Consider the following 20,767-nt stretch of genomic DNA (forward strand, 5'->3'; position numbering starts at 1 on the left):
TCCGGCCACGCGCCTCAAAACACCGCGGCCTCGACGTCGGGGTAGGTCGTGGCGACCGAGCGGTCGATCTTGTCCTCGAAGCCCGGGTAGTCCTCGAGGATGTCCGCCATGCGCTCGCGCACGAGCGGCACGGTCTCGAAGTCGGCCAGCCCCTGCTCCACGCCCTCCTCAATCGCATCCCAGAGGGTGACCAGATAGTTCTGCAGGCGCGGCAGGGTCTCCGCCCCCTCGAGCCGGCCGTGGCCGGGCACGACCACATCGGGCTCCAGCGCGATCAGCTCGTCCAGCAGCTCGATCCACTGCGCGACATCGCCATCCCAGACCGAGGGCGCGCGATCGCTGTACACCACATCCCCGGCCAGCAGGATCTTCGTCTGCGGCAACCAGACGATCAGGTCACCCGGGGAGTGGGCACCGCCGGAGGGAAAGATGACGACCTCGGTACCGCCCAGGACTCGCGTGACGCGCTCGTCCACGGGCTTGTTCGGCAGCAATGGTGTGGTATCGCCGGTCGCGCCATCGGTCATCTCGCGAAAGTTCTCGACCCAGGTTTCGGCCTCCGCCTCCATACGCTCGATGGCCTCGGGGCCGGCCATGATCTCCGGCTCGTCTTCGGCGAACGCATGATTGCCCAGCCAGTGGTCGCCATGACTGTGGCTGTTCACGATCCAGCGCACGGGCTGATCGGTCACCTCGCGGATGGCCTCGCGCAGGGCCACGCCCATGGTCTCGGACGAGCCAGTATCGAACACGAGTACACCTTCGTCGGTCACCACGAACGCCATGTTCGCGTTCCAGCCGAGATTCTCGCGGCTGGGGAAATCGCGCGCCGATGTCATCACGGCGTAGACCCCGGGGGCCACGGCCTCGGGCTGCATTTCGTAGTCCTCGGGCGCCGCCGGCTCGCCAGCAGGCGACGACGTGGTCAAGACCAATGCCATCGCCAGGCTCGCCAGCACCACACCCAATGGTTTCCATCCCTGCATGGCAATCACCCCCGACTATTCCCGATCGTGAAGAATAGACCCGCCAGCCGCCGCAAAGTGCGCTGCGCCGCCTACGCGGCCGAAACTGATAGCATCGGGGCCTCCCCCCAGGGAAACACTGATCAATGTACACGCTCGCGTTGGTACCCCAGGTTTTCCGAGACAAGGAGCGTCGTGCAGCGGGTAGTGGTGGTTCTACCCGCAAGCGGCGCAACGCAGGATCGGGGAACCTGGGGTGCCAACCCCACAAACCATTGAACAGCAGGGGCTCGGCCGCTTTTGCGTGCGTACGGCGTTGCGGCTCGCTTATGTAGCTCGGCTACACTGCGCTCACCGCGCCTTGTTCGCACGCAAAAGCGACTCGAGCGCGAGCGTGTACATTGATCAGTGTTTCCCTAGGATGGAGACTGCAGGTGCGCAAGATTTCCCGGACCTTCCTGACCGGCCTGGCGGCCATCCTGCCCCTGGTCATCACCCTGGCCCTGCTCTGGTGGCTGGGCACCACGGCGGAGACGGTGCTGGGCGGGCTGCTGCGCGCGATCCTGCCCGATGCCCTGTATTTCCCGGGCCTGGGCATCCTGGCCGGGCTGGGGCTCGTGTTCGCGCTGGGCGTTCTGCTGCAGGCCTATGTGGTGCGCGGCCTGTTCGATTGGGTGGAATCGCTGATGCAGCGCATCCCAGTGGTCAAGACCATCCACGGGACCGTGCGCGACGTAACGAATCTCCTTTCCGGCGACATCCATCAGCGCTTCGGGCAGGCCGTGCTGGTGACCTTTCCGGGCAGCGACTTCAAGCTGGTCGGCTTTGTCACCCGCGAGGATTTCGAGGGGCTTCCGGAAAACCTGGGTGGCCCGGAGACGATCGCGGTCTACATGCCGATGAGCTACCAGATCGGCGGCTACACCCTGATGCTGCCGCGCGACCGCATCGAGCCACTGGATCTCTCGCTGGAGGACGCGATGCGCTATGCCCTGACCGCCGGTGTCTCCGCGCGCCAGGACAAGGGAACCGGGTAGAATTCGCTGCATGACGGACCACCACGACCACCAGCCACGGATTCTGATCGGCGTCAGCGGCGGCATCGCCGCCTACAAGGCCTGCGAGCTGGTGCGCGAGCTGAAGCGCGCCGGCTGCGAGGTGCGCGTGGTGATGACGGCCGGCGCCCGCGCCTTCGTGACCCCGCTGACCTTCCATGCCCTGTCCGGCGCGCCGGTGCGCACCGAGCTGCTAGATGCCGAGGCGGAATCCGGCATGGATCACATTGCCCTGGCACGCTGGGCGGACCGCATCGTGGTCGCCCCGGCCAGCGCCAGCCTGATCGCCCGCTACGCCCAGGGCCTGGCGGACGATCTGCTGAGTACGCTGCTGCTGGCCACCACCGCGCCGGTCGCCCTGGCACCGGCGATGAACCATCGCATGTGGGCCCACCCGGCCACGCAGGCCAATATCGCGACCCTGAGCGAGCGCGGCGTGACCCTGATCGGGCCGGACAGCGGCGACCAGGCCTGTGGCGAGCAGGGCGAGGGTCGCATGCGCGAGCCCGCCGCGATCGCGCGGGAGCTGCTGCAGCCGGCACACGCCCCTCTGGCCGGGCATCACGTACTGATTACCGCCGGCCCCACCTTCGAGCCGATCGACCCCGTGCGCTTTATCGGCAACCGCAGCTCCGGGCGCATGGGCTTTGCCCTGGCCGCGGCGGCACGCGATGCGGGCGCACACGTGACCCTGGTGCATGGGCCGACGGCCGAGGCCGTGCCCGCGGGCGTCGCAGGCATCGCCACGGAAACGGCGGCCGCCATGCACGCCGCGGTGATGGAGCGACTGCCCGAGACCGACATCCTGATCGCGGCCGCGGCCGTAGCCGACTACCGCCCGGCCGAACCACAGGCACAGAAGATCAAGAAGTCCGACCCGGTGATGCACCTGGCGCTGGAGCGCACCCGGGACATCCTGGCCGAGGCGGCAACTCAGGCGGCCTCGCTCCCCCGACGCCCGTTCCTGGTCGGCTTCGCGGCCGAGACCGAGCACCTGCGCGAACATGCCGAGGCCAAGCGCCGCGCCAAGGGGCTCGACCTGATCGCCGCCAACCGGGTCGGCGAGGGCCGCGCCTTTGGCACACCCGACAACGAACTGCTGTGCCTCTGGGAGGGTGGCGAGCGCCGGCTCCCCAGCCAGCCGAAGACCCAGCTGGCCCGGGCGCTGATCGAGCTGATCGTCGAGCGCCTGACCGAATGCGAAACGGATCAAGGAACCCCGAATGCCCGCCCCCGAGATTGACCTGAAGATCCTGGACCCGCGCATGGGCGCGGACTTCCCGCTGCCCGCCCCGGCCACCAACGGCTCGGCCGGCGTCGACCTGCGCGCGATGATCGAGGCGCCGCTGACGCTGGAGCCGGGCGCCGCCGAACTGATCCCGACCGGGCTCTCGATCCATATCGAGGACCCGGGCTACGCCGGGATGATCCTGCCCCGCTCCGGGCTAGGTCACAAGCACGGCCTGGTGCTGGGGAACCTCGTCGGCCTGATCGACGCCGACTACCAGGGGCCACTGATGGTCTCCTGCTGGAACCGGGGCGCGAACGCCTACACCCTGGAGGTCGGCGAACGCCTGGCGCAGCTGGTCATCGTCCCGGTCGTCCAGCCGCGCTTTCGCGTGGTCGAGGACTTCGAGGAGAGCGCCCGTGGCGTCGGCGGCTTCGGCTCTTCCGGCCGCGGATAGCAGACGGAGGAACCCTCAGCCCGAGGGATAGGACACGCCCACCCCACCCAGACCGCAGTAGCCGTTAGGCACCTTGGCCAGGTACTGCTGGTGGTAGTCCTCGGCAAAGTACCAGGCGTCCAGTGGCTGGATCTCCGTGGTGATGGCGCCACGCCCCGCGGCATCCAGCGCCGCCTGGTAGCGCTCGCGGCTGACCTCGGCCGCCGCCTGCTGTTCGGCCGATTCCACATAGATCGCGGAGCGGTACTGCGTGCCGACATCATTGCCCTGGCGCATGCCCTGGGTCGGGTCGTGTCCCTCCCAGAACACCCGCAACAGCGTATCGATCGACACTCGGGCCGGGTCGAACACGACACGCACCAACTCGGTGTGCCCGGTCTGCCCGGAACAGACCTCGCGGTAGGTCGGGTTGCGGGTATAGCCGCCGCCATAACCCACACTGGTCGAATACACGCCGTCGATCTGCCAGAACAGCCGCTCCGCACCCCAGAAGCAGCCCATGCCCACATGCAGCACCTGCATGCCGTCCGGATAGGGCGGCGCCAGCGGCGTGCCCAGCACCATGTGCCGCGGCGGGACCGGCAGCGGCTCGTCGCGCCCGGGCAGGGCCTCCTCGGGCGCGGGCATGCGCGGCTCGGAAAACGCAAACATCACAAGGGCTCCTTCCGGAAACGTGGATTCGTCAGCCGGGATCGGCCGGGGTCAGCCGGATCAGCTCGCCCGGGTTGTGGTCGGTCAGCACGTAAATCGCGCCATCGTGCACGCGCACATCGCGGATGCGGCGGCCAAGATCGGGGAGCAGATCTTCCTCGTTGACCAGCTCTCGATCCTCGAAGGTCAGCCGGCGCAGGGTCTGGCCCCGCAGGCCACCCACCAGCAGATCGCCATCCCAGGCGGCAAAGGCGGAATCACGCAGGATCGCCATGCCGGACGGGGCAATGGCCGGCGTCCAGTAGTGGATGGCGGACTCCATCCCCTCCTTCTCGGACTCGCCGGTACCGATCGGGCCGCCGGAGTAGGCGCCGCCATGCGAGATCACCGGCCAGCCGTAGTTCAGGCCGGGCTCGATGATGTTCACCTCGTCGCCACCGCGCGGCCCGTGCTCGTTCTGCCAGAAGGTGCCGGTCTCGGGATCGATCACCATCCCCTGCGGGTTGCGCACGCCGATCACCCAAAGCTCGGGATGGGCGCCATCCTCGTCCACAAACGGGTTGTCGTCGGGTACCGAGCCGTCATCGTGCAGGCGCACGATGCTGCCGGCATGGTCGTCCTTCTTCTGGGCGCGATCCTGGTCGCCACGATCGCCGATGCTGACGTACACATAGCCCTCGTCGTCGAACACGATGCGCGAGCCGAAGTGACGCCCGCCGCGGGCCGCCGGCTCGGCGGAGAACAGCACTTCGACCTCCTCCAGCGCCCCGTCCGTGAACTGCCCGCGGGCCAGGCGCGTCGTCTGACCGCCCTCCACCTGCGCGGAATAAGTGAAGTACAGCCAGCCGTTGTCCTCGTAATCCGGGTGCAGGGCCAGATCGAGCAGCCCGCCCTGGTTATTCGCAACCAGGTCGTCCGGCAGGCCGGACACCATCTCGCCGCGCCCCTCGAGGTTCTCCGCGTCGTGGAAATAGCGCAGCTGCCCGGGCCGCTCGCTGATCAGCGCCCCGCCATCCGGCAGAAAGGCAATCGCCCAGGGGTGATTGAGCCCCGAGTGCAGGACTTCGCCCCGCAGCTCGCCGTCGGCGGTGGAGAATTCCTCGGCCGCGATCCCGGCCGAACCCCCGCAGGCCACCAGAAGCCCGCCCAGCAACGGGGCCGCCAGCAACCGCCCCGGGTATCGCTTGTCCATGTCCCTGCCCTCGTTAGGTCCGTATCCGTTGGTGGCCCGTACCCGCCGCCGGGTTCCCCGGGGCACCAACGCGAGCGTGTGCATTCATCCGTGTTTCCCCGGCTGACAGGACGGACACCAGTAGGTGGAGCGCAGGTGCTCGCCCGCCAGCGCCCGCTCCACCGGTGTCCCGCAGGTGCGGCAGGCCTGCCCGCCACGCCCGTACACGTTCAGGTACTCGTCCGTCTCGGCCCGCGCGCGCGTGATGCGCGGGCCCGGCTTAAGGTTGCGCCGCAGCAGGCGCGCCGCCTCGCAGTAGAGCGCCAGGAGCTCGTCATCCGTGATCGTGCCGACCGGGTCGAGTGGATGCCGTCCGTGCAGGAACAGCACCTCCGACTTGTAGATGTTCCCGATGCCGGACGCCAGCGACTGATCCAGAAGTACGTCCAGGACGGGGCGCGCGGGGTCGCTGTGGGTGCGCACACGCCGGACGACTGCGGTCAGGTCCACCTCCGGGTCCAGCAGATCCGGCCCCACGCGCGCATCCAGCCGCTCCGGGTCGCCGCGCCCCTCCGGCCGGGGTTGCCAGGCGAGTTCGCGCGGATGGAAACAGACCAGCACCCGGTCCGCGAGCCGCAGCACGGCCCAGGCCTGATACTCCGGCTTGTGCCAGACGGCCCCCGGCGCATACTGGTGCCAGGTCCCGTACATGCCCAGGTGCGTGCGCAGCTGCCAGGCGCGGCCCGCGGCGTCGTCCAGCTCGATCAGCAGATGCTTGCCGCGCGCGCTCACGCCACGCGCAGCCATGGCCCCATGCTCCACCAGTGCCGCACCACGCCGGGACCGGGTCGACACGGCCTCCAGCGCGGCGCCGGTCAGCAGCGGACCCAATGCCCGGGCCAGCTTGTGGATGGTATCGCCCTCGGGCATCGCGGATGGACGATCAGCGCTTGCGGCTGGGATAGAGCGGGGGCTCGCCCTCGGGACGGGTGCGAAACAGGCGCATGGACCACAGGTACTGGGCCGGGGCCTGTGTGACCCCGCGTTCGATGGCCTGGTTCATCTGCCGGGCATCCGTATGGTCATCGCCGCTAGGGAAGCCCTCGAGCGGGGGCCACAGGCGCATCACGTACTGGTCCGCCACCGAGTCGTACCAGGCGAAGCTGGGCAGCACGGCCGCCTTCGACATGCGCGCCAGGCGTCCCAGCGCAGTGAGCGTCGCCTTGGGGACCCCAAAAAAGTCGACGAACACCGCTCCCTCGGCCCCCAGATCCTCGTCCGGCAGGTAGTAGAAGAAACGGCCGCGGCGAAGCTGGCGAATGGCCGGACGCAGGCCCTGCTCACGGGCGAAGATGTCGCCCGAGTAGCGTGTGCGGCTGCGGTGGTTAATCCACTCCAGCACCGGGTTCTTCATCGGCTTGGCGAACGACACACCGTCGTACATCTGGCTCATGCGCACGCCGCCGTAGTCCAGCGCCAGCGAATGCGGGGCGAGGACGATCACCGGCGTACCGGCCGCCTGCAGGCGCTCGTAGTGTTCCAGCCCCTCGATGCGGATGCGCGCGGCGTGCTGGCCGGGCTTGCCGAACCAGAGCAGGCCGTAGTCCAGCACCGTCTGCGCCTGGTAGCGGTAGTAGGCCTCCATGCGCTTCTCGCGCTCGGCCGGGGTCATTTCGGGGAAACACAGCTCGAGGTTGCACTCCACCACCGCGCGGCTGCGCCCGGCGCCCTTGCGGATCAGTCGCCCGAGCCCCCGGGCCAGTGCATGCACGGCCGGGCGCGGTATCTCCTGCAGCACCCAGGCGACGCCCAGCAGCAGCCAGCTGCCCCAGTAGCGCGGGGCGAAATGACGGCCGGTCAGCGGTGCCTGATAGGCGCCTGCCTCCTGGCCCGAGCGGGTCTCCCCGGCCTGTTCGCTCATGCGCCCCCGCCCGCATCGAGCTGCTTGCGCGCGCGCTTCGCATAGACCTCCATCTCCTTCGCCGCCTGCAGGTCGCCCTTCTCGGTGGCGATGGCAATGCCGCGTTCGCAGGTGGACAGCGCGGCCTGCGGCCGCTCCAGGTCAACGAGGGTCTTGGCCAGCAGCTTCCAGGCGGCGGAATACCCGCCATCCAGTTCCAGCGCGCGTTCCAGGTGCGGAATCGCGGCCTCCTTCTGGCCGTCGGTCGCCAGGGCGTTGCCCAGCGAAAAGCGCAGCATCGCGGAGTCCTGTCCGCCATCCAGCATGTTCTGGAAGCGTTCGATCATGTCACTCATGGAGCTCCTCCTTCTGGATATCGTCAGGCTAACGCCGCCAGAAGGCGGGCGACAGAAGCACCAGCACGGTAAAGATTTCCAGCCGGCCCATCAGCATCGCCAGCACCAGCACCCACTTGCTGAAGTCGTTAATCGAGGCGTAGTTGGCCCCGACCTCGCCCAACCCGGGGCCAAGGTTGTTCAGGGTCGCGGCCACCGCGGAGAACGAGGTGACCTGGTCCAGCCCGGAGGCCATGATCAGCAGCATCATCACCACGAAGACCATCACGTAGGCGGCGAGGAAGCCCCAGACCGCCTGGACCACGCGGTCGGGCGCTTCCTTGCCGTTCACCTTCACCGCGATCCGGGCATGGGGATGGATCAGGCGCTTGATCTCGCGCAGCCCCTGCTTCACCAGCAGCAGTACGCGCACCACCTTCATCCCGCCGCCGGTGGAGCCGGTGCAGGCCCCGATGAACGACAGGAAGATCAGCAGCACCGGGAGAAAGCCCGGCCACAGGTAGAACGCATCGGTGGTGAAGCCCGTGGTGGTCGCCACCGACACCACGTGGAAGATCCCCCGTCGCAGGGCATCGTTCGTATCGGCGGCAAAGCCGCTCCACAGCATGTAGCCGACCACGATCACGGCGGCGGAGACCAGCAGGATCAGGTAGGTACGCAGTTCCTCGTCACGCCGGTACGGCTTCCAGGTCGCGCGGTGCAGCACCAGGAAGTGCAGCGCAAAGTTCATCCCGCCAAGAATCATGAACGCGATCGCCACCGTCTCGATCGCCACCGAATCGAAGTGCCCGATACTGGCGTCGTAGGTGGAGAACCCCCCGATCGCGATGGTCGAGAACGCATGCCCGACCGCGTCGAAGGCCTCCATCCCGGCGGCCCAGTAGGCCAGCGCGCAGGCCACGGTCAGGCCCAGGTAGATGTACCAGAGGTTGCGCGCGGTCTCGGCAATGCGCGGGGTCAGCTTGTTGTCACGGATCGGGCCGGGGGTTTCGGCCTTGAACAGCTGCATGCCGCCCACGCCCAGCAGCGGCAGGATCGCCACTGCCAGCACGATGATCCCCATGCCACCCAGCCACTGTAGCTGCTGGCGATACCACAGGATCGCGCGCGGCAGGTCGTCCAGCCCGGTGAGCACCGTCGCCCCGGTGGTGGTAAGCCCGGACATGGACTCGAACACCGCATCGGTAAACGAAACCGGCAGGTTCGGGTCCAGTACCAGAGGCGCCGCCCCGGCAATCCCCAGCCCAAGCCAGAACAGCACGACCAGGATGAAGCCGTCGCGCACCTGCAGGTCGCTGCGCGCCCGGTACATCGAGCCCCACAGGATCCCGCCGATCAGCAGCAGCAGCGCGAACGCCTGCAGGAACACCCAGGCGGTGGACTCGCCGTAGAGAAATCCGATCGCCGCCGGCGGCAGCATGGTCAGGCTGAACAGCGTCAGCAGGACCCCAAGCAGGCGGGCGGTGGATGCGAAATGCAGCATCGGCCAGTACGACCTAGAAGAACAGCGCGGAGGGCTGGAACAGGCGCTGCACCTGCTTGACCTTGCGCCGGTCGGTCAGGAACAGGATCACGTGGTCACCGGCCTCGATCACCGTGTCGTGGTGCGGGATGATCACGTCCTCGCCGCGCACCACCGCGCCCACACTCGTACCCTCGGGGAAGTCGATCTCCTCGATCCGCCGCCCCACCACCTGGGAGGTGCGGGCATCGCCGTTCACCACCGTCTCGATTGCCTCGGCGGCGCCGCGACGCAGGGTATGCACGGTGGCCGTTCCGCCCTCGCGCACGCGCGCCAGCAGCGCGCTGATGGTCGCCTGCTGCGGCGAGATCGCGACGTCAATCGTGCCGCTTTGCAGCAGGTCCACATAGCTCGGACGGTTGATCAGCGACATCACCTTGCGCACGCCCCAGCGCTTGGCCAGCATGCCGGCAAAGATGTTGGCCTGGTCGTCGTTGGTCACCGCACAGAAGACGTCGTTGTTCTCGATGCCGATCGATTCGAGGAAGCGGTCGTCCGCACTGTCGCCATGCAGGACCAGCACATTGCTGGGCAGCGAGCGCGCCAGGTGGTCGGCGCGATCCGGGTCGCGCTCGATCACCTTGACCCGGTAGCGCTTGCTGAGCGTCTCCGCCAGGCGCTCGCCGATATTGCCGCCGCCGGCGATCATGATGCGTTTGTAGGGCTTTTCCAGCTTGCGCAGCTCCGAGGTGACTGCACGGATGTTCTTCTTCGCGGCGACGAAGAAGACCTCGTCGTCGGCCTCGATCACGGTGCTGCCATCCGGCTGGATGGAGCGGTTCTGGCGAAAGATCGCCGCGACCCGCGTGTGGATGCCGGGCATGTCGCTTTGCAGGTTCTTCAGCTCGTGCCCGACCAGCGGCCCACCGTAGTAGGCGCGCACGCCGACCAGCGAGACCAGCCCCTCGGCAAACTCCAGCACCTGCAGCGAGCCCGGATGCTCGATCAGGCGGTGGATGTGACGGGTGACGATCGCCTCCGGCGAGATCAGCATGTCCACCGGCATCGCATCCTGGGCGAACAGCTCCGGGGTCTCGTGGTAATCCCGTGAGCGCACACGGGCGATCTTGGTTTCGACGTTGAACAGGGTCGAGGCAACCTGACAGGCGATCATGTTCACCTCGTCGGAGTCGGTCACCGCGATGACCATCGAGGCATCCTGTGCCCCGGCGGCCTCCAGCACGCTCGGGTGCGAGGCGAAGCCGTTCACCGTCTTGATGTCGAACTGGTCCTCCAGCTCGGCCAGGCGCTCGCCGCGGGAGTCGACGATGGTGATGTCGATGCCGTCGGCGCTCAGGGCCTCGGCCAATGACTGGCCCACCTGCCCGGCGCCGAGGATGATGATGTGCTTCATGCGTCTCCCGTCCCGGAGATGTCAGGGCGTCGTGCCAGGGAAACGAAGGCTGGCGTCTCAGCCGTCGGCCTTCACCCGTTTTGGATCGATGCCCAGTGCCTTGAACTTGCGATAGAGGTGGGTGCGCTCCAGCCCCACCCGCTCGGCCAGCCGTGTCATGTTGCCTTCCGAGCGCTCCAGTTGCTGGATCAGATACTCGCGCTCGAACTGCTCGCGCGCCTCGCGCAGCGGCAGGTCGGGGATCGCCAGTGCCCCCTCCTCGAACTCCTCACCGCGCTGCGGCTGGCCGGTCAGGGTGCGCTCGACCTCGTCGCGGGTGATCTCGTCACCGGAGCCGAGGATCATCAGCCGTTGCACCAGGTTGCGCAGCTCGCGCACGTTGCCGGGCCACTGATACTGCTGCAGCCGCTCCAGCGCCGGACGCTGGAACAGCCGCATCGGCAGGCCTTCCTGCTGGTGCAGATGGCGCATATGGTAGTCCAGCAACTCCGGGATGTCCTCCGCGTGCTCGCGCAGCGGCGGGATGGCCAGCGGGAGGACGTTCAACCGGTAGTACAGGTCCTCGCGAAACCGGCCCTGCTCCACCGCCGCGCCAAGGTCATGCTGGCTGGCGGCAATCACCCGCACGTTGACGCTGATCGGCTGATCGCCGCCGATACGGGTAATGCGCTGGGTATCCAGGGCATGCAGCAGACGCCCCTGCGTCTGCATATCCATCTCCGCGACCTCGTCGAGAAACAGCACGCCACCGGCGGCCTGCTCGAGCAGCCCATAGCGCACACGATCGCCTTGCTCGCTTCCGAACAGCTCGGCCACGGCCTCGTCGCCCGACAGCGAACCGACCGATACCACGATGAACGGACTGTCCCGACGGGCGCTGCGCGCATGCAGCAGCCGGGCGAAGGTCTGTTTGCCCACCCCGGGCTCGCCGGTAATCAGCACCCAGGTGTCGTGTTGCGCCATGCGCTGCACCTGGTCGCGCAGGTTCACCATCACCGCACTGCCGCCCACCGGGTCGGCGACCGTGCCGGCATGGCGTTTCAGGCCCACGTTCTCGCGCTGGAGGCGGGCGGCCTCCAGGGCGTTGTTCAGCGTGATCAGCAGCTTGTCGATCGACAGTGGCTTTTCGATGAAGTCGTAGGCCCCCAGGCGCGTGGCATCGACGGCGGTCTCGACATTGCCGTGGCCGGAGATCATCACCACCGGACAGGGCAGACCCTCGTCGTCGCCCCACTCCTTGAGCAGGGAGATCCCGTCGCCATCCGGCATCCAGACGTCGAGGAGAATCAGATCCGGCCGGCGACTACGGCGCTGAGCCTTGGCCTCGGCCACCGAGCCGGCCAGCGCCACCTGATAGCCCTCGTCCTCGAGGACATCCTGCAACAGCATCCGGATATCCGGTTCGTCGTCGACGACCAGTACGTAGGGTTCGCTCATTCCGGTTCCTCGTGGGCCAGGGCCTGCGGGGTATGTTCGACCGGGATGCGAATGCGGAAAACCGCCCCACCTTCGCCCGCCGGTTCATTATGGCACTCAATCATGCCGCCATGTTCCTCGACGATCTTCTGCGCGACCGCCAAACCGAGACCGGTTCCACGCGGCTTGTCGGTGGTGTAGGGCTCGAAGATGCGTTCCAGCAACTCGGGCTTGATACCCGGGCCGGTGTCGGTCACCCGCAGCTCGATATGGGGTCCGGTCGGATCGTCGAGATAGGCGGTCGCGATATGCACCACGAACGCCTCCTGGTCCTTGCCGGCCTCCAGCGCGTTCTTGATCAGGTTGTGCAGCAGCTGTCGCAGGCGTCCGGCGTCGCCCCGAATCCCGGGGAGGCCCGACTCCAGGTCGGTCTGCACACGGGAATGGCCGTCGGAATCGACATACAGCTCGCAGACATCCTGGATCAGCTGGTTCAGGTCCACCGATCCCAGCTCCAGGCGCGGGGCCTGGGCGTAATCGCGGAAGGCGTTGACCAGCGTCTTCATCGCCTCCACCTGCTGGATGATCGTGCCAGTCGCGCGATCCAGCACCTCGCGGTCAGCCCCGTCCAGGACCTTGCCGAGCCGGCGCGACAGACGCTCGGCGGAGAGCTGGATCGGGGTCAGCGGATTCTTGATCTCGTGTGCCAGACGCCGGGCCACCTCGCCCCAGGCCGCGTCGCGCTGCGCCTTCAGGAACTCGGTCATGTCATCGAACACGATCGCGTGCAGGCCGCGGCTGGAGCCCGAGGTTGGCAGCCAAACGGCACGCGTCATCAGCACCTTGCGCCCGGAACGCGTAAACACGACAACCTGCCGCGACCACTCGTCTTCCTGGCGCGCCAGGGCATCGTTGATCGCCTCGAAGAACTGCCCGACCAGCGGACACTCGGCGCCCAGCTCGGAGATCGGACGCGTGCGGGCGCCCTGCAGGTCGCACTCCAGGATCTGGCCGGCGGCCTCGTTCGCGGTGCGAAGGCGCAGACTGCCATCCAGCGCGAGCACGCCGGAACGCAGGTGCTGCAGGACGCTCTCCAGGTAGGCGCGCTCGGCATCCAGCAGGCGGCGGTTGCGTTCGGCCTCGTCACGCGCCTCGTTCAGCGTGCGCGTCATCGCATTGAACGACTGCACCAGAAAGCCCAGCTCGTCGGCCCGCTGCACCGCGAGCCGGGTGGAATAGTCGCCAGCCGCGACCGAGCGCGTCCCCTGCACCAGATCGGAGATCGGACGCACCATGCGCCTGGCCACCAGAAGCCCGGCCCACAGAGCCGCCATCAGCGAGATCGCCAGCGCCAGCGACAGGGTAAAGATAAAGCCCTGGATGATCGGGCCGCGCAGGTAGGCGAATTCGCGGTAGCCGGCAAAGGCATCCTCCACGCGTTGTGACAGGGCCGACATGCGCGGATCGACCGGATAAATCCCCTGCAGGATGCGGTTCTCCGCCCCCGGTCTTCGACTACTGGTGGTCGCCACCACGCGAATCACCAGCGAGCCGTCGGTCTGCGGCTCAAGTCGCGAATACGGCTGCTCCGGGCGCACCCGCATCAGGATATCGGCCCCGGGGGGACTCGGCAGGCGGCGGATCGGGCTGTCGGTGGACGAGGCAATGATGCGGTTGTTGGATCCGACCAGCGTCAACTCCTGGGCCCCAACCTGACGGCGGTAGTCATTCAACGCCAGCGGAACCAGACCCTCCGAGACCCCTTCCAGCTCGCTCATCATCTCCTGCGTCTCGGTCGCCAGCTGGCGCACGCGCAGATCCAGCGACGAACGCGACAGCTCCAGGGCATCCTCCAGCGCGGAGTCCACGCGCACGTCGAACCAGGAGTCCACGCCCTCGTTCAGGAACTCGAAGGAGAAGTAATAGACGACCGATACCGGCAGCACCGCGACCAGCATGAACCCCCCGACCAGCCGCAGCGTCAGGCGACTGCCGGGCACCCCCTGGCGATACTGGGCGACCATGCGCACGAACTGGTGGACGATCAGCCCCCCCAGCACCAGCAGGATTGCGGCGTGGAATACCAGCAGCCACAGGAACAGCTGCTCGAAGCGGGCCTGGTCCTGCGCCGCCCCGCCCATGACCACCAGCGAGGTCAGCAGCAGCAGGAACAGCAGGCCCATGCCCAGCAGGCCCCATGGGAAGCGTCTTAATCCAGGGACCATCGATGCCACTCCCGCCGGGTGGTGAGGTCACCGCGCAGACCGGCATCCAGCTGCAACGGCAAGGGCAGCGCCGAATACACAAGCAACAGCCGCGCGGCCATGTTGTAGTCTTCCGGCCGCTCGCGCACCGCCCCCGGGACGCCGTGCATCGGCAGGCGCCCGAGTCGGCGGGCGACATACTCCAGGGCATCGCCCAGGGTCGGCTTGAGCTCCATCCGGTCATCGTTCACGTCGGTTACCAGGTAATACCGGTTCAGCGCAAAATATTGCAGCTTGACCCGGCGTGTCTCGCGCTGCACGGACTCCCGTCCCAGCCAGCGATCCCGTTCGATCCGGGCCTCGGCCTCGAACTCCAGTGTGACCCCATTGGCCAGCGCATCTTCCAGCACCTGCGGCAGTCGCATGTCGAGCACGAGGCGCACCAGCAGGGTGTCATCGTCCATCCACATGTGCCGGGCGTCGCGGATCTCCAGGGCCTGCGCCGTACCCGGGACCAGCGCCAGCACGAGCGACCACGCCAGCAGGAATCCGATCGGCGACCGCCCCGCGCGCATGCCCTAGTCCTTTGTCAACAACGCGTAGTAGAAGCCATCGCCGCCTTCCAGGCCCAGCGGCAGCGCCCAGCCGACCGAGCGTACGTGCGCGCCGGCGATCGGCGGGCCGCCCTCGGGCTCCAGCGCGCGCGCATCCGGCGTGCGCTGGAGAAAGCCCGCGACCACCGCGCCGTTCTCCTCCGACAGGAGCGAACAGGTCGCATACAGCAGGCGCCCGCCAGGGCGCAGCAGTCCCCAGGCCGCCTCCAGAATACGCGCCTGCTCCGCCGCCAGGCGCGGGATGTCGTCGGCGCGACGCAGGGTCTTGATGTCCGGGTGACGCCGGATCACCCCGGTCGCCGAGCAGGGCACATCCAGCAGGATCGCATCGAAGGGCTGGCCATCCCACCAGGCATCGGGGTCGGCGACGTCGGCCGCGGTCAGTTGCGCGGCGAAGCCCAGTCGGTCGAGATTTTCGCGCACCTGCACAAGTCGCTCGGCATCGTTGTCCAGCGCAGTCAACTGGAGATCACCACCCGCCCGTTCCAGCAGATGACCGGTCTTGCCGCCCGGGGCCGCGCAGGCATCCAGCACGCGTTCGCCCGGCTGCGGATCGAGCAGGACCGCCGCCCATTGCGCAGAGGCGTCCTGCACCGAGAGCCGGCCCTCGGCAAAACCGGGCAGTCGAGCGACGTCCGCGGGTTCCTCCAGTGTCAGGGCTGCCTCCAGCTGAGGGTGCGCCTGTGCCGGGTGCCCCGCCTCGACCAGCGCCTCAAGGGCGTCCTCGCGAGAGGTGCGGGACAGGTTCACGCGCAGGGTCATAGGTGCGGGACGGGTGGCCGCCTCCAGCAACGTCTCCCAGTCGTCGGGCCAGGAGGCGCGGATCGCCTCCAGCAGCCATTCCGGAACGGCATAACGCAGCGCCGGGTCTTCCCGGACTGCCGCCTCCAGCGCATCCTGTTCGCGCTGCGCGCGCCGCAGTACCGCATTGATCAGCCCCACCGCACCGGGGCGATGGATGGCCCGCGCCAGCTCCGCGGTCTCGCGCACGGCCGCGTGGTCACGGGTAGAGAAATGCATCAGCTCGGCCAGCCCCTGCGCCAGCAGCACACCGATCACGGCGTCTTTCTTGCGCAGCGGGCGCTCCAGGAACCCGTTTACCAGCGCCGACAGTTGCGGATACCAGCGCAGCGTGGTGTAGGCCAGCGCCTGCACCCAGGCCGCGTCGCGGGCGTTCAGCCCTTCGGTTGCGTGCTCGACCGCGCGCGTCAGGGAATGCCCCTGCAATACGACCCCCTCGGCCGCCTCCAGCGCCCGCTGGCGCGGGGAGCGCGAGTCCACCCGCGAGGGTACGATGCGTCCGTTGCGCTTGCCCGCCATCGCTCAGCCGCCCGCGAGGCGCTGCCCGATCAGCGCCGTAGTATTGGCCCAGTCCGCGGCCGCAACCGGGCGCTTGCCCGGCAGCTGCACGGTCTCCAGAAGCAGCTGACCTTGTTCGGTGCCCACTTGCACCCCGTCACGGCCCGCGGCTCGGATGGTGCCCGGCTCCGGGTCCGCCGGCCCGGGCAAAGGGCGCGCGGCATGCACGCGGATCACCTGCTCGCCCCAGCGCGCCTGGGCAACCGGCCAGGGGTTGAAGGCCCGCACCTGGCGATCCAGCTCCACCGCCGGGCGGGCAAAATCCAGCCAGGCCTCACCCTTTTCCAGCTTGTGCGCGTAGGTCGCGCCGGCATCGTCCTGTGGTTCCGGCTGCGAACGCCCCGCGAGGATCTCGGGCAGCCGCTCCAGCAGCAGCTCGGCGCCCAGCGTGGCCAGCGTATCGTGCATCTCACCGGTGGTCGTCGTCGCCGTGATCGGGGTCGAGCGACAGGCGTGCACCGGGCCCGTGTCCAGGCCGGGCGCCATCTGCATCAGGCAGACCCCGGTCTCGGTATCGCCGGCCAGGATCGCGCGGTGGATCGGTGCCGCACCGCGCCAGCGGGGCAACAGCGAGGCGTGGATGTTCAGCCCGCCCCGGCCCGGGATCTCCAGCACCGTTCGCGGCAGGATCAACCCGTAGGCCGCTACGATCAGGATATCCGGGCGCCAGGCGGCCAGTTCGGCCTGGGCCTCGGGCGATTTCAGGGATTCCGGCTGCAGCACCGGGATGCCGGCCGCCTCGGCGGCGACCTTGACCGGGCTCGGGCGCAGTTGGCGCCCCCGCCCCGCCGGGCGATCCGGCTGGGTGTAGACGGCCACGGGCCTCGGGCCGCGCTCGATCAGGGCCTCCAGCGCAGGGACCGCGAAGTCGGGTGTACCCGCGTAGACCACACGCGGCAATGGCACGTCCTTGTTGCCTTGCTTCATCAGACGGCGGGCGCCGCGGCCTTGTCTCCCGCGCCGGCCCGCGCGCCCTGCTTCTCCAGCTTCTTGCGGATGCGATTGCGCTTCAGGCTGGAGAGGTAGTCCACGAACAGCTTGCCGTCGAGGTGGTCGATCTCGTGCTGGATACACACGGCCAGAAGGCCATCGATATCGAGCTCATAGGGCTGGCCGTCTCGGCCGAGGGCACGCACACGAATACGGTCGGCGCGCTGCACCCGCTCGTAGAATCCGGGCACCGACAGGCAGCCCTCGTCCATCTCCTCCTCGCCGGAGGTCTCGAGGATCTCGGGGTTGATCAGCACGTGCGGCTCGCTCTGGTCATCGGAGACATCCGCCACCAACACCCGCTTTTGCACGTTGATCTGGGTGGCCGCCAGACCAATGCCCGGCGCGTCGTACATGGTTTCCAGCATGTCGTCGACCAGAGTGCGGACCTCGTCGTCCACCGTCTCGACCGGCTCCGCCTGCAGACGCAGGCGGGGATCCGGGAAATGCAGTATTTCGCGCTTGGCCATGAAAAACCTCAAACTTTGTACTGTACAGATGCCGCAATTCTGCTAACGTTGGACCGCAATATCCGCGGAATTGCGTCATCCGCATGGGGCCGGGCTAAAGCAAAAGAAGGCTCGGGGAGCGCGCGGATCTGACAGGGGACAGCAATGTACAAGACCAGGGCGACCACGACCTTCGTTCTGCCGGGCATTTTATTCAGTGTAACGCTGTTGCTCGGCGCCTGCGCAGCCACCCAGACCGAAGAGGGGGCTGCCACCGCCGAGGACACCGAGGCCACACAAACGGCCCGCAGCGAGGACACCTCCCGCGAAACCGACCGGGCCGCCGAGACCCCGGAGCCGGAACCCGAGATCCGCGAATCCGCTCCCGAACGCTACGTGGTCCGCGAGGGCGACACCCTGTGGGACATCGCCGCGATGTTCCTGCGCGACCCGTGGTACTGGCCGGAGATCTGGCTGGTGAACCCCGAGATCGAGAACCCGCATCTGATCTATCCGGGCGACGTACTCAGCATCTACTACGTGGACGGCGAACCGCGCATCACCGTGGATGGCGGCCCGCGCGTTCGCCCGACCAAGCGTCTGTCGCCCGAGATTCGCGTAGTCGATCGCGAAGAGGACGTCACCCCGATCTCCACGCTGCAGTCGTTCATGTTCCGTCCGCAGGTGCTGGACGACGAGACGCTGGACAACGCCCCCTACATCCTGGCCTCGCAGGACGAGCGCGTGATCTTCGGCCCGGGCGACCGCGTCTACGTGCGCAATGCCGAAGACACCCAGCAATACGACCTCTATCACATCGTGCGTCGTGACGGCGAGCTGGTGGACCCGGACACCGGCGAGAACCTGGGCATTGCGACCCTGCCGATTGGCGAGGCCGAGATCGTCGAGCCCGGCAACGTGGCACGCGCAAACATCCGCAAGGGCGAGCGCGAAGCCATCCGCGGCGACCGCCTGGTCCCCTATGCCGACGAACAGGACATGCTGTTCGAGATCGGACGTCCGCCAGAAGACCTGGAGGGCACGATCATCTCCCTGTTTGACGCGATCAGCCAGATCGGCCAGCTCCAGGCTGCGATCATCAACCGTGGCGAGCGTGACGGCATCGAGAACGGCCAGGTGATGACCGCCTACACCGCCGGCCGCCAGGTTCGCGACCCGATCAGCGACCGGGCGAACGAGGTCGTGACCTTGCCCGAGGAATCGGTCGGAACGGTGATGGTGTTCCAGACCTTCGAGAAGGTCTCCTACATCCTGGTCACGGAGTCCGACCGCACCCTGCGCGAGGGTGACAAGGTCCGCCATCCGTCGCACTGATCCGCTCGCACGGGCATCCGCACCACCGATGACCGACGACTGGGACCGGGCGACGCATCAGCGCGCCTGGCTGGAACTGATCAACACCCCGGGGCTCGGCCACCAGCGCCTGCTGCATCTGGTCGAGGCCTTTGGCGGTCCCGGCGCCGCCCTGGCCGCTTCTCCTAGCGAATGGCGCCATCACGGCGTCGAGCTGAATATCGACCCGGCGGCCCGCACGGCAGCCGCCGATGCCGACCAGGCCTGGCTCGACCAGGACGAGCGGCACCACCTGCTATGCCGGGATGACCCCGACTACCCGCCGCTACTGGCCGAAATCCCCGATCCGCCCCCGGTCCTGTACCTGAACGGCGACCCGAGCCTGCTGCATCGGCCGCAGATCGCCATCATCGGCGCACGCGAGTGCACGCCGCAGGGCGAACGCCTGGCCGGGGAGTTCGCGCGCGAGCTCGCCGGTGCCGGCGTGGTGGTGACCAGCGGCCTGGCGCGCGGCATCGACGGGGTGGCCCACGAGGGCGCCCTGGCTGCCCCCGGTGGCCGCACGATCGCAGTCGTCGCGACCGGCCCCGACCGCATCTACCCGGCGCAGCATCGTCGCCTCGCCCACCGCATCGCGGATCACGGACTGGTCGTATCGCTGTGGCCAACCGGCACGCGCCCACTGGCGCGCAACTTCCCGCAGCGCAACCGGGTGATCAGCGGCATGGCCCTGGGCACGGTCGTGGTCGAGGCCGCGCTGAAGAGCGGATCGCTGATCACCGCCCGCCTGGCGGCGGAACAGGGCCGGCAGGTCTACGCGGTGCCGGGCTCGGTACTGAGCCCGGTCAGCCGAGGTTGCCATCGCCTGATCCGTGATGGGGCGCAACTCGTGGAATCGGCCGACGAGGTGCTGGAAGACCTGGCGGACTGGCTCGGCGTCGCCCCCGGGGAGACAGCCAGCACACCACCGGAACCGGCCCGGGAGCCACTGGATCCGGAGCAGGAACGCGTGCTGAACGCGATGGGTTTTGACCCGATCCCGCTGGAAACCCTGCGGGATCGCACCAAATTGACCATCGAGCGCCTTTCATCCATGCTGGTTTTGCTGGAACTCAACGGCCGTGTGGCCGCCCTCGACCACGGGCGCTACCAGCGCCTCGACGCAGGATCCCCTGAATCATGAACGAAAGCGTGCTGGATGTGCTCATGTACCTGTTCGAGCACACCATGGACGAGGAATCCGACGAGGAGCCGGATCGCGCGGAACTGGAACGCCACCTGGTGGAGGCCGGTTTCGCCCGCCCCGAGATCGACCGCGCCCTGGGTTGGCTGGATCGCCTGATGAGCGAGGCCCCCCTCACCGGTCGCGGCGGCGACAGCGCGGCCCAGCGCATCTATGCCCCGGAAGAGCGCAAGCGCCTGGACACCGAGGCGCACGGCTTCCTGCTGCACCTGGAGCAAAACGGGCTGCTGACCGCCGGCACCCGCGAGCTGGTACTGGACCGCGTGATGGAACTGGACGCCGAGGAGATCGACCTCGACCAGCTGCGCTGGGTGGTGCTGATGGTGCTGTTCAACCAGCCCGACGATGCGATCGCCTATTCCCGCCTGGAAGAGGTGATGCGCGACGATGCCGGCCCGTCGGCCGTGGATTATCTGCACTGAGTCCACCGTCCTCCGCAGACAATGCGGTAGCCACGGGCGTTTTCCTCCTCTAGTCTTTAGCGCCCGTGAACCCGGTCGCTGCCATGCGACCGCGATC

The 20,767-nt window shown here is 67.9% G+C and carries 20 protein-coding genes; 6 read left to right on the plus strand and 14 right to left on the minus strand.

Annotation, left to right across the window (positions count from 1 at the left end):
• Positions 1 to 14 precede the first annotated feature (14 nt).
• Complete coding sequence (locus F467_RS0100390) at positions 15 to 962, minus strand: MBL fold metallo-hydrolase (RefSeq protein WP_018138945.1); 948 nt, start codon at positions 960 to 962, stop codon at positions 15 to 17.
• 437 nt (positions 963 to 1,399) lie between these two features.
• Between F467_RS0100390 and F467_RS0100395 the strand changes: the two genes are divergently transcribed.
• Genes F467_RS0100395 through dut form a run of 3 tightly spaced genes read left to right on the plus strand, consistent with a single transcriptional unit; the run spans position 1,400 to position 3,705 of the window.
• Complete coding sequence (locus F467_RS0100395) at positions 1,400 to 2,002, plus strand: DUF502 domain-containing protein (RefSeq protein ID WP_018138944.1); 603 nt, start codon at positions 1,400 to 1,402, stop codon at positions 2,000 to 2,002.
• A gap of 10 nt (positions 2,003 to 2,012) precedes the next feature.
• Positions 2,013 to 3,263: a bifunctional phosphopantothenoylcysteine decarboxylase/phosphopantothenate--cysteine ligase CoaBC gene (gene coaBC, locus F467_RS0100400; RefSeq protein ID WP_018138943.1), complete on the plus strand. Its 1,251-nt coding sequence runs from the start codon at positions 2,013 to 2,015 to the stop codon at positions 3,261 to 3,263.
• Entirely contained in the window at positions 3,244 to 3,705 is a 462-nt protein-coding gene (dut, locus tag F467_RS0100405; protein WP_018138942.1) for a dUTP diphosphatase, read from the plus strand. Before coaBC ends, dut begins: the two co-directional genes overlap by 20 nt.
• A gap of 15 nt (positions 3,706 to 3,720) precedes the next feature.
• Here the strand turns inward: dut and msrA are convergent, their stop codons facing one another.
• From msrA to def, 13 genes are all read right to left on the minus strand, one after another.
• Positions 3,721 to 4,356 carry a peptide-methionine (S)-S-oxide reductase MsrA gene (msrA, locus tag F467_RS0100410; RefSeq protein ID WP_018138941.1) on the minus strand — a complete coding sequence of 212 codons (636 nt, stop codon included), beginning with the start codon at positions 4,354 to 4,356 and terminating at the stop codon, positions 3,721 to 3,723.
• 31 nt (positions 4,357 to 4,387) lie between these two features.
• Positions 4,388 to 5,548, minus strand: a complete 1,161-nt coding sequence (locus F467_RS0100415; RefSeq protein ID WP_018138940.1) for a PQQ-dependent sugar dehydrogenase — start codon at positions 5,546 to 5,548, stop codon at positions 4,388 to 4,390.
• A gap of 84 nt (positions 5,549 to 5,632) precedes the next feature.
• A complete protein-coding gene (locus tag F467_RS0100420) occupies positions 5,633 to 6,457 on the minus strand; it encodes an Fpg/Nei family DNA glycosylase (RefSeq protein WP_018138939.1) in 825 nt (274 codons plus the stop codon).
• A gap of 13 nt (positions 6,458 to 6,470) precedes the next feature.
• The gene (locus tag F467_RS0100425) at positions 6,471 to 7,448 is read right to left on the minus strand and encodes a lipid A biosynthesis acyltransferase (RefSeq protein ID WP_018138938.1); all 978 of its coding nucleotides are present in this window, start codon (positions 7,446 to 7,448) and stop codon (positions 6,471 to 6,473) included.
• A complete protein-coding gene (locus F467_RS0100430) occupies positions 7,445 to 7,783 on the minus strand; it encodes a tetratricopeptide repeat protein (RefSeq protein ID WP_018138937.1) in 339 nt (112 codons plus the stop codon). Before F467_RS0100430 ends, F467_RS0100425 begins: the two co-directional genes overlap by 4 nt.
• A 28-nt stretch (positions 7,784 to 7,811) precedes the next feature.
• Positions 7,812 to 9,266: a TrkH family potassium uptake protein gene (locus F467_RS0100435; RefSeq protein ID WP_018138936.1), complete on the minus strand. Its 1,455-nt coding sequence runs from the start codon at positions 9,264 to 9,266 to the stop codon at positions 7,812 to 7,814.
• A gap of 13 nt (positions 9,267 to 9,279) precedes the next feature.
• A complete protein-coding gene (trkA, locus tag F467_RS0100440) occupies positions 9,280 to 10,659 on the minus strand; it encodes a Trk system potassium transporter TrkA (protein WP_018138935.1) in 1,380 nt (459 codons plus the stop codon).
• A gap of 57 nt (positions 10,660 to 10,716) precedes the next feature.
• Positions 10,717 to 12,096, minus strand: coding sequence for a sigma-54 dependent transcriptional regulator (locus F467_RS0100445; protein WP_018138934.1), 1,380 nt, complete (start codon positions 12,094 to 12,096; stop codon positions 10,717 to 10,719).
• A complete protein-coding gene (locus tag F467_RS0100450; RefSeq protein WP_038038520.1) occupies positions 12,093 to 14,300 on the minus strand; it encodes an ATP-binding protein in 2,208 nt (735 codons plus the stop codon). Before F467_RS0100450 ends, F467_RS0100445 begins: the two co-directional genes overlap by 4 nt.
• Positions 14,285 to 14,854 (minus strand): DUF4390 domain-containing protein, encoded by a 570-nt coding sequence (locus F467_RS0100455; protein ID WP_018138932.1) that lies wholly within the window; start codon positions 14,852 to 14,854, stop codon positions 14,285 to 14,287. The genes F467_RS0100450 and F467_RS0100455 overlap by 16 nt, the downstream gene beginning before the upstream one ends.
• A 3-nt stretch (positions 14,855 to 14,857) precedes the next feature.
• Positions 14,858 to 16,213: a 16S rRNA (cytosine(967)-C(5))-methyltransferase RsmB gene (rsmB, locus tag F467_RS0100460; protein ID WP_018138931.1), complete on the minus strand. Its 1,356-nt coding sequence runs from the start codon at positions 16,211 to 16,213 to the stop codon at positions 14,858 to 14,860.
• A 3-nt stretch (positions 16,214 to 16,216) separates the two neighbouring features.
• A complete protein-coding gene (gene fmt, locus F467_RS0100465; protein ID WP_018138930.1) occupies positions 16,217 to 17,179 on the minus strand; it encodes a methionyl-tRNA formyltransferase in 963 nt (320 codons plus the stop codon).
• Positions 17,179 to 17,712, minus strand: coding sequence for a peptide deformylase (def, locus tag F467_RS0100470; protein WP_018138929.1), 534 nt, complete (start codon positions 17,710 to 17,712; stop codon positions 17,179 to 17,181). Before def ends, fmt begins: the two co-directional genes overlap by 1 nt.
• A 144-nt stretch (positions 17,713 to 17,856) precedes the next feature.
• Here def and F467_RS0100475 point away from each other — a divergent pair, with 144 nt between their 5' ends.
• The 3 genes from F467_RS0100475 to F467_RS0100485 are packed head-to-tail and all read left to right on the plus strand — an operon-like array spanning position 17,857 to position 20,670.
• Positions 17,857 to 19,026, plus strand: a complete 1,170-nt coding sequence (locus F467_RS0100475) for a LysM peptidoglycan-binding domain-containing protein (RefSeq protein WP_018138928.1) — start codon at positions 17,857 to 17,859, stop codon at positions 19,024 to 19,026.
• 28 nt (positions 19,027 to 19,054) lie between these two features.
• The gene (dprA, locus tag F467_RS0100480) at positions 19,055 to 20,188 is read left to right on the plus strand and encodes a DNA-processing protein DprA (RefSeq protein WP_012983637.1); all 1,134 of its coding nucleotides are present in this window, start codon (positions 19,055 to 19,057) and stop codon (positions 20,186 to 20,188) included.
• Positions 20,185 to 20,670, plus strand: coding sequence for a DUF494 family protein (locus F467_RS0100485; RefSeq protein WP_012983638.1), 486 nt, complete (start codon positions 20,185 to 20,187; stop codon positions 20,668 to 20,670). The genes dprA and F467_RS0100485 overlap by 4 nt, the downstream gene beginning before the upstream one ends.
• Positions 20,671 to 20,767: the final 97 nt, after the last annotated feature.

It is taken from the genome of Thioalkalivibrio sp. ALJ12 (genome assembly GCF_000378305.1).
Classification (GTDB): domain Bacteria; phylum Pseudomonadota; class Gammaproteobacteria; order Ectothiorhodospirales; family Ectothiorhodospiraceae; genus Thioalkalivibrio.

What these genes read in the sequence shown, in the direction of transcription:
- fmt (WP_018138930.1), bottom strand. Translation starts at nt 17,179, where the DNA reads ATGAAGCAAGGCAACAAGGACGTGCCATTGCCGCGTGTGGTCTACGCG.
- dut (WP_018138942.1), top strand. Translation starts at nt 3,244, where the DNA reads ATGCCCGCCCCCGAGATTGACCTGAAGATCCTGGACCCGCGCATGGGC.
- F467_RS0100415 (WP_018138940.1), bottom strand. Translation starts at nt 5,548, where the DNA reads ATGGACAAGCGATACCCGGGGCGGTTGCTGGCGGCCCCGTTGCTGGGC.
- def (WP_018138929.1), bottom strand. Translation starts at nt 17,712, where the DNA reads ATGGCCAAGCGCGAAATACTGCATTTCCCGGATCCCCGCCTGCGTCTG.
- F467_RS0100445 (WP_018138934.1), bottom strand. Translation starts at nt 12,096, where the DNA reads ATGAGCGAACCCTACGTACTGGTCGTCGACGACGAACCGGATATCCGG.
- msrA (WP_018138941.1), bottom strand. Translation starts at nt 4,356, where the DNA reads ATGTTTGCGTTTTCCGAGCCGCGCATGCCCGCGCCCGAGGAGGCCCTG.
- rsmB (WP_018138931.1), bottom strand. Translation starts at nt 16,213, where the DNA reads ATGGCGGGCAAGCGCAACGGACGCATCGTACCCTCGCGGGTGGACTCG.
- F467_RS0100435 (WP_018138936.1), bottom strand. Translation starts at nt 9,266, where the DNA reads ATGCTGCATTTCGCATCCACCGCCCGCCTGCTTGGGGTCCTGCTGACG.
- F467_RS0100420 (WP_018138939.1), bottom strand. Translation starts at nt 6,457, where the DNA reads ATGCCCGAGGGCGATACCATCCACAAGCTGGCCCGGGCATTGGGTCCG.
- coaBC (WP_018138943.1), top strand. Translation starts at nt 2,013, where the DNA reads ATGACGGACCACCACGACCACCAGCCACGGATTCTGATCGGCGTCAGC.
- F467_RS0100425 (WP_018138938.1), bottom strand. Translation starts at nt 7,448, where the DNA reads ATGAGCGAACAGGCCGGGGAGACCCGCTCGGGCCAGGAGGCAGGCGCC.
- F467_RS0100475 (WP_018138928.1), top strand. Translation starts at nt 17,857, where the DNA reads ATGTACAAGACCAGGGCGACCACGACCTTCGTTCTGCCGGGCATTTTA.
- F467_RS0100430 (WP_018138937.1), bottom strand. Translation starts at nt 7,783, where the DNA reads ATGAGTGACATGATCGAACGCTTCCAGAACATGCTGGATGGCGGACAG.
- dprA (WP_012983637.1), top strand. Translation starts at nt 19,055, where the DNA reads ATGACCGACGACTGGGACCGGGCGACGCATCAGCGCGCCTGGCTGGAA.
- F467_RS0100450 (WP_038038520.1), bottom strand. Translation starts at nt 14,300, where the DNA reads ATGGTCCCTGGATTAAGACGCTTCCCATGGGGCCTGCTGGGCATGGGC.
- F467_RS0100455 (WP_018138932.1), bottom strand. Translation starts at nt 14,854, where the DNA reads ATGCGCGCGGGGCGGTCGCCGATCGGATTCCTGCTGGCGTGGTCGCTC.
- trkA (WP_018138935.1), bottom strand. Translation starts at nt 10,659, where the DNA reads ATGAAGCACATCATCATCCTCGGCGCCGGGCAGGTGGGCCAGTCATTG.
- F467_RS0100485 (WP_012983638.1), top strand. Translation starts at nt 20,185, where the DNA reads ATGAACGAAAGCGTGCTGGATGTGCTCATGTACCTGTTCGAGCACACC.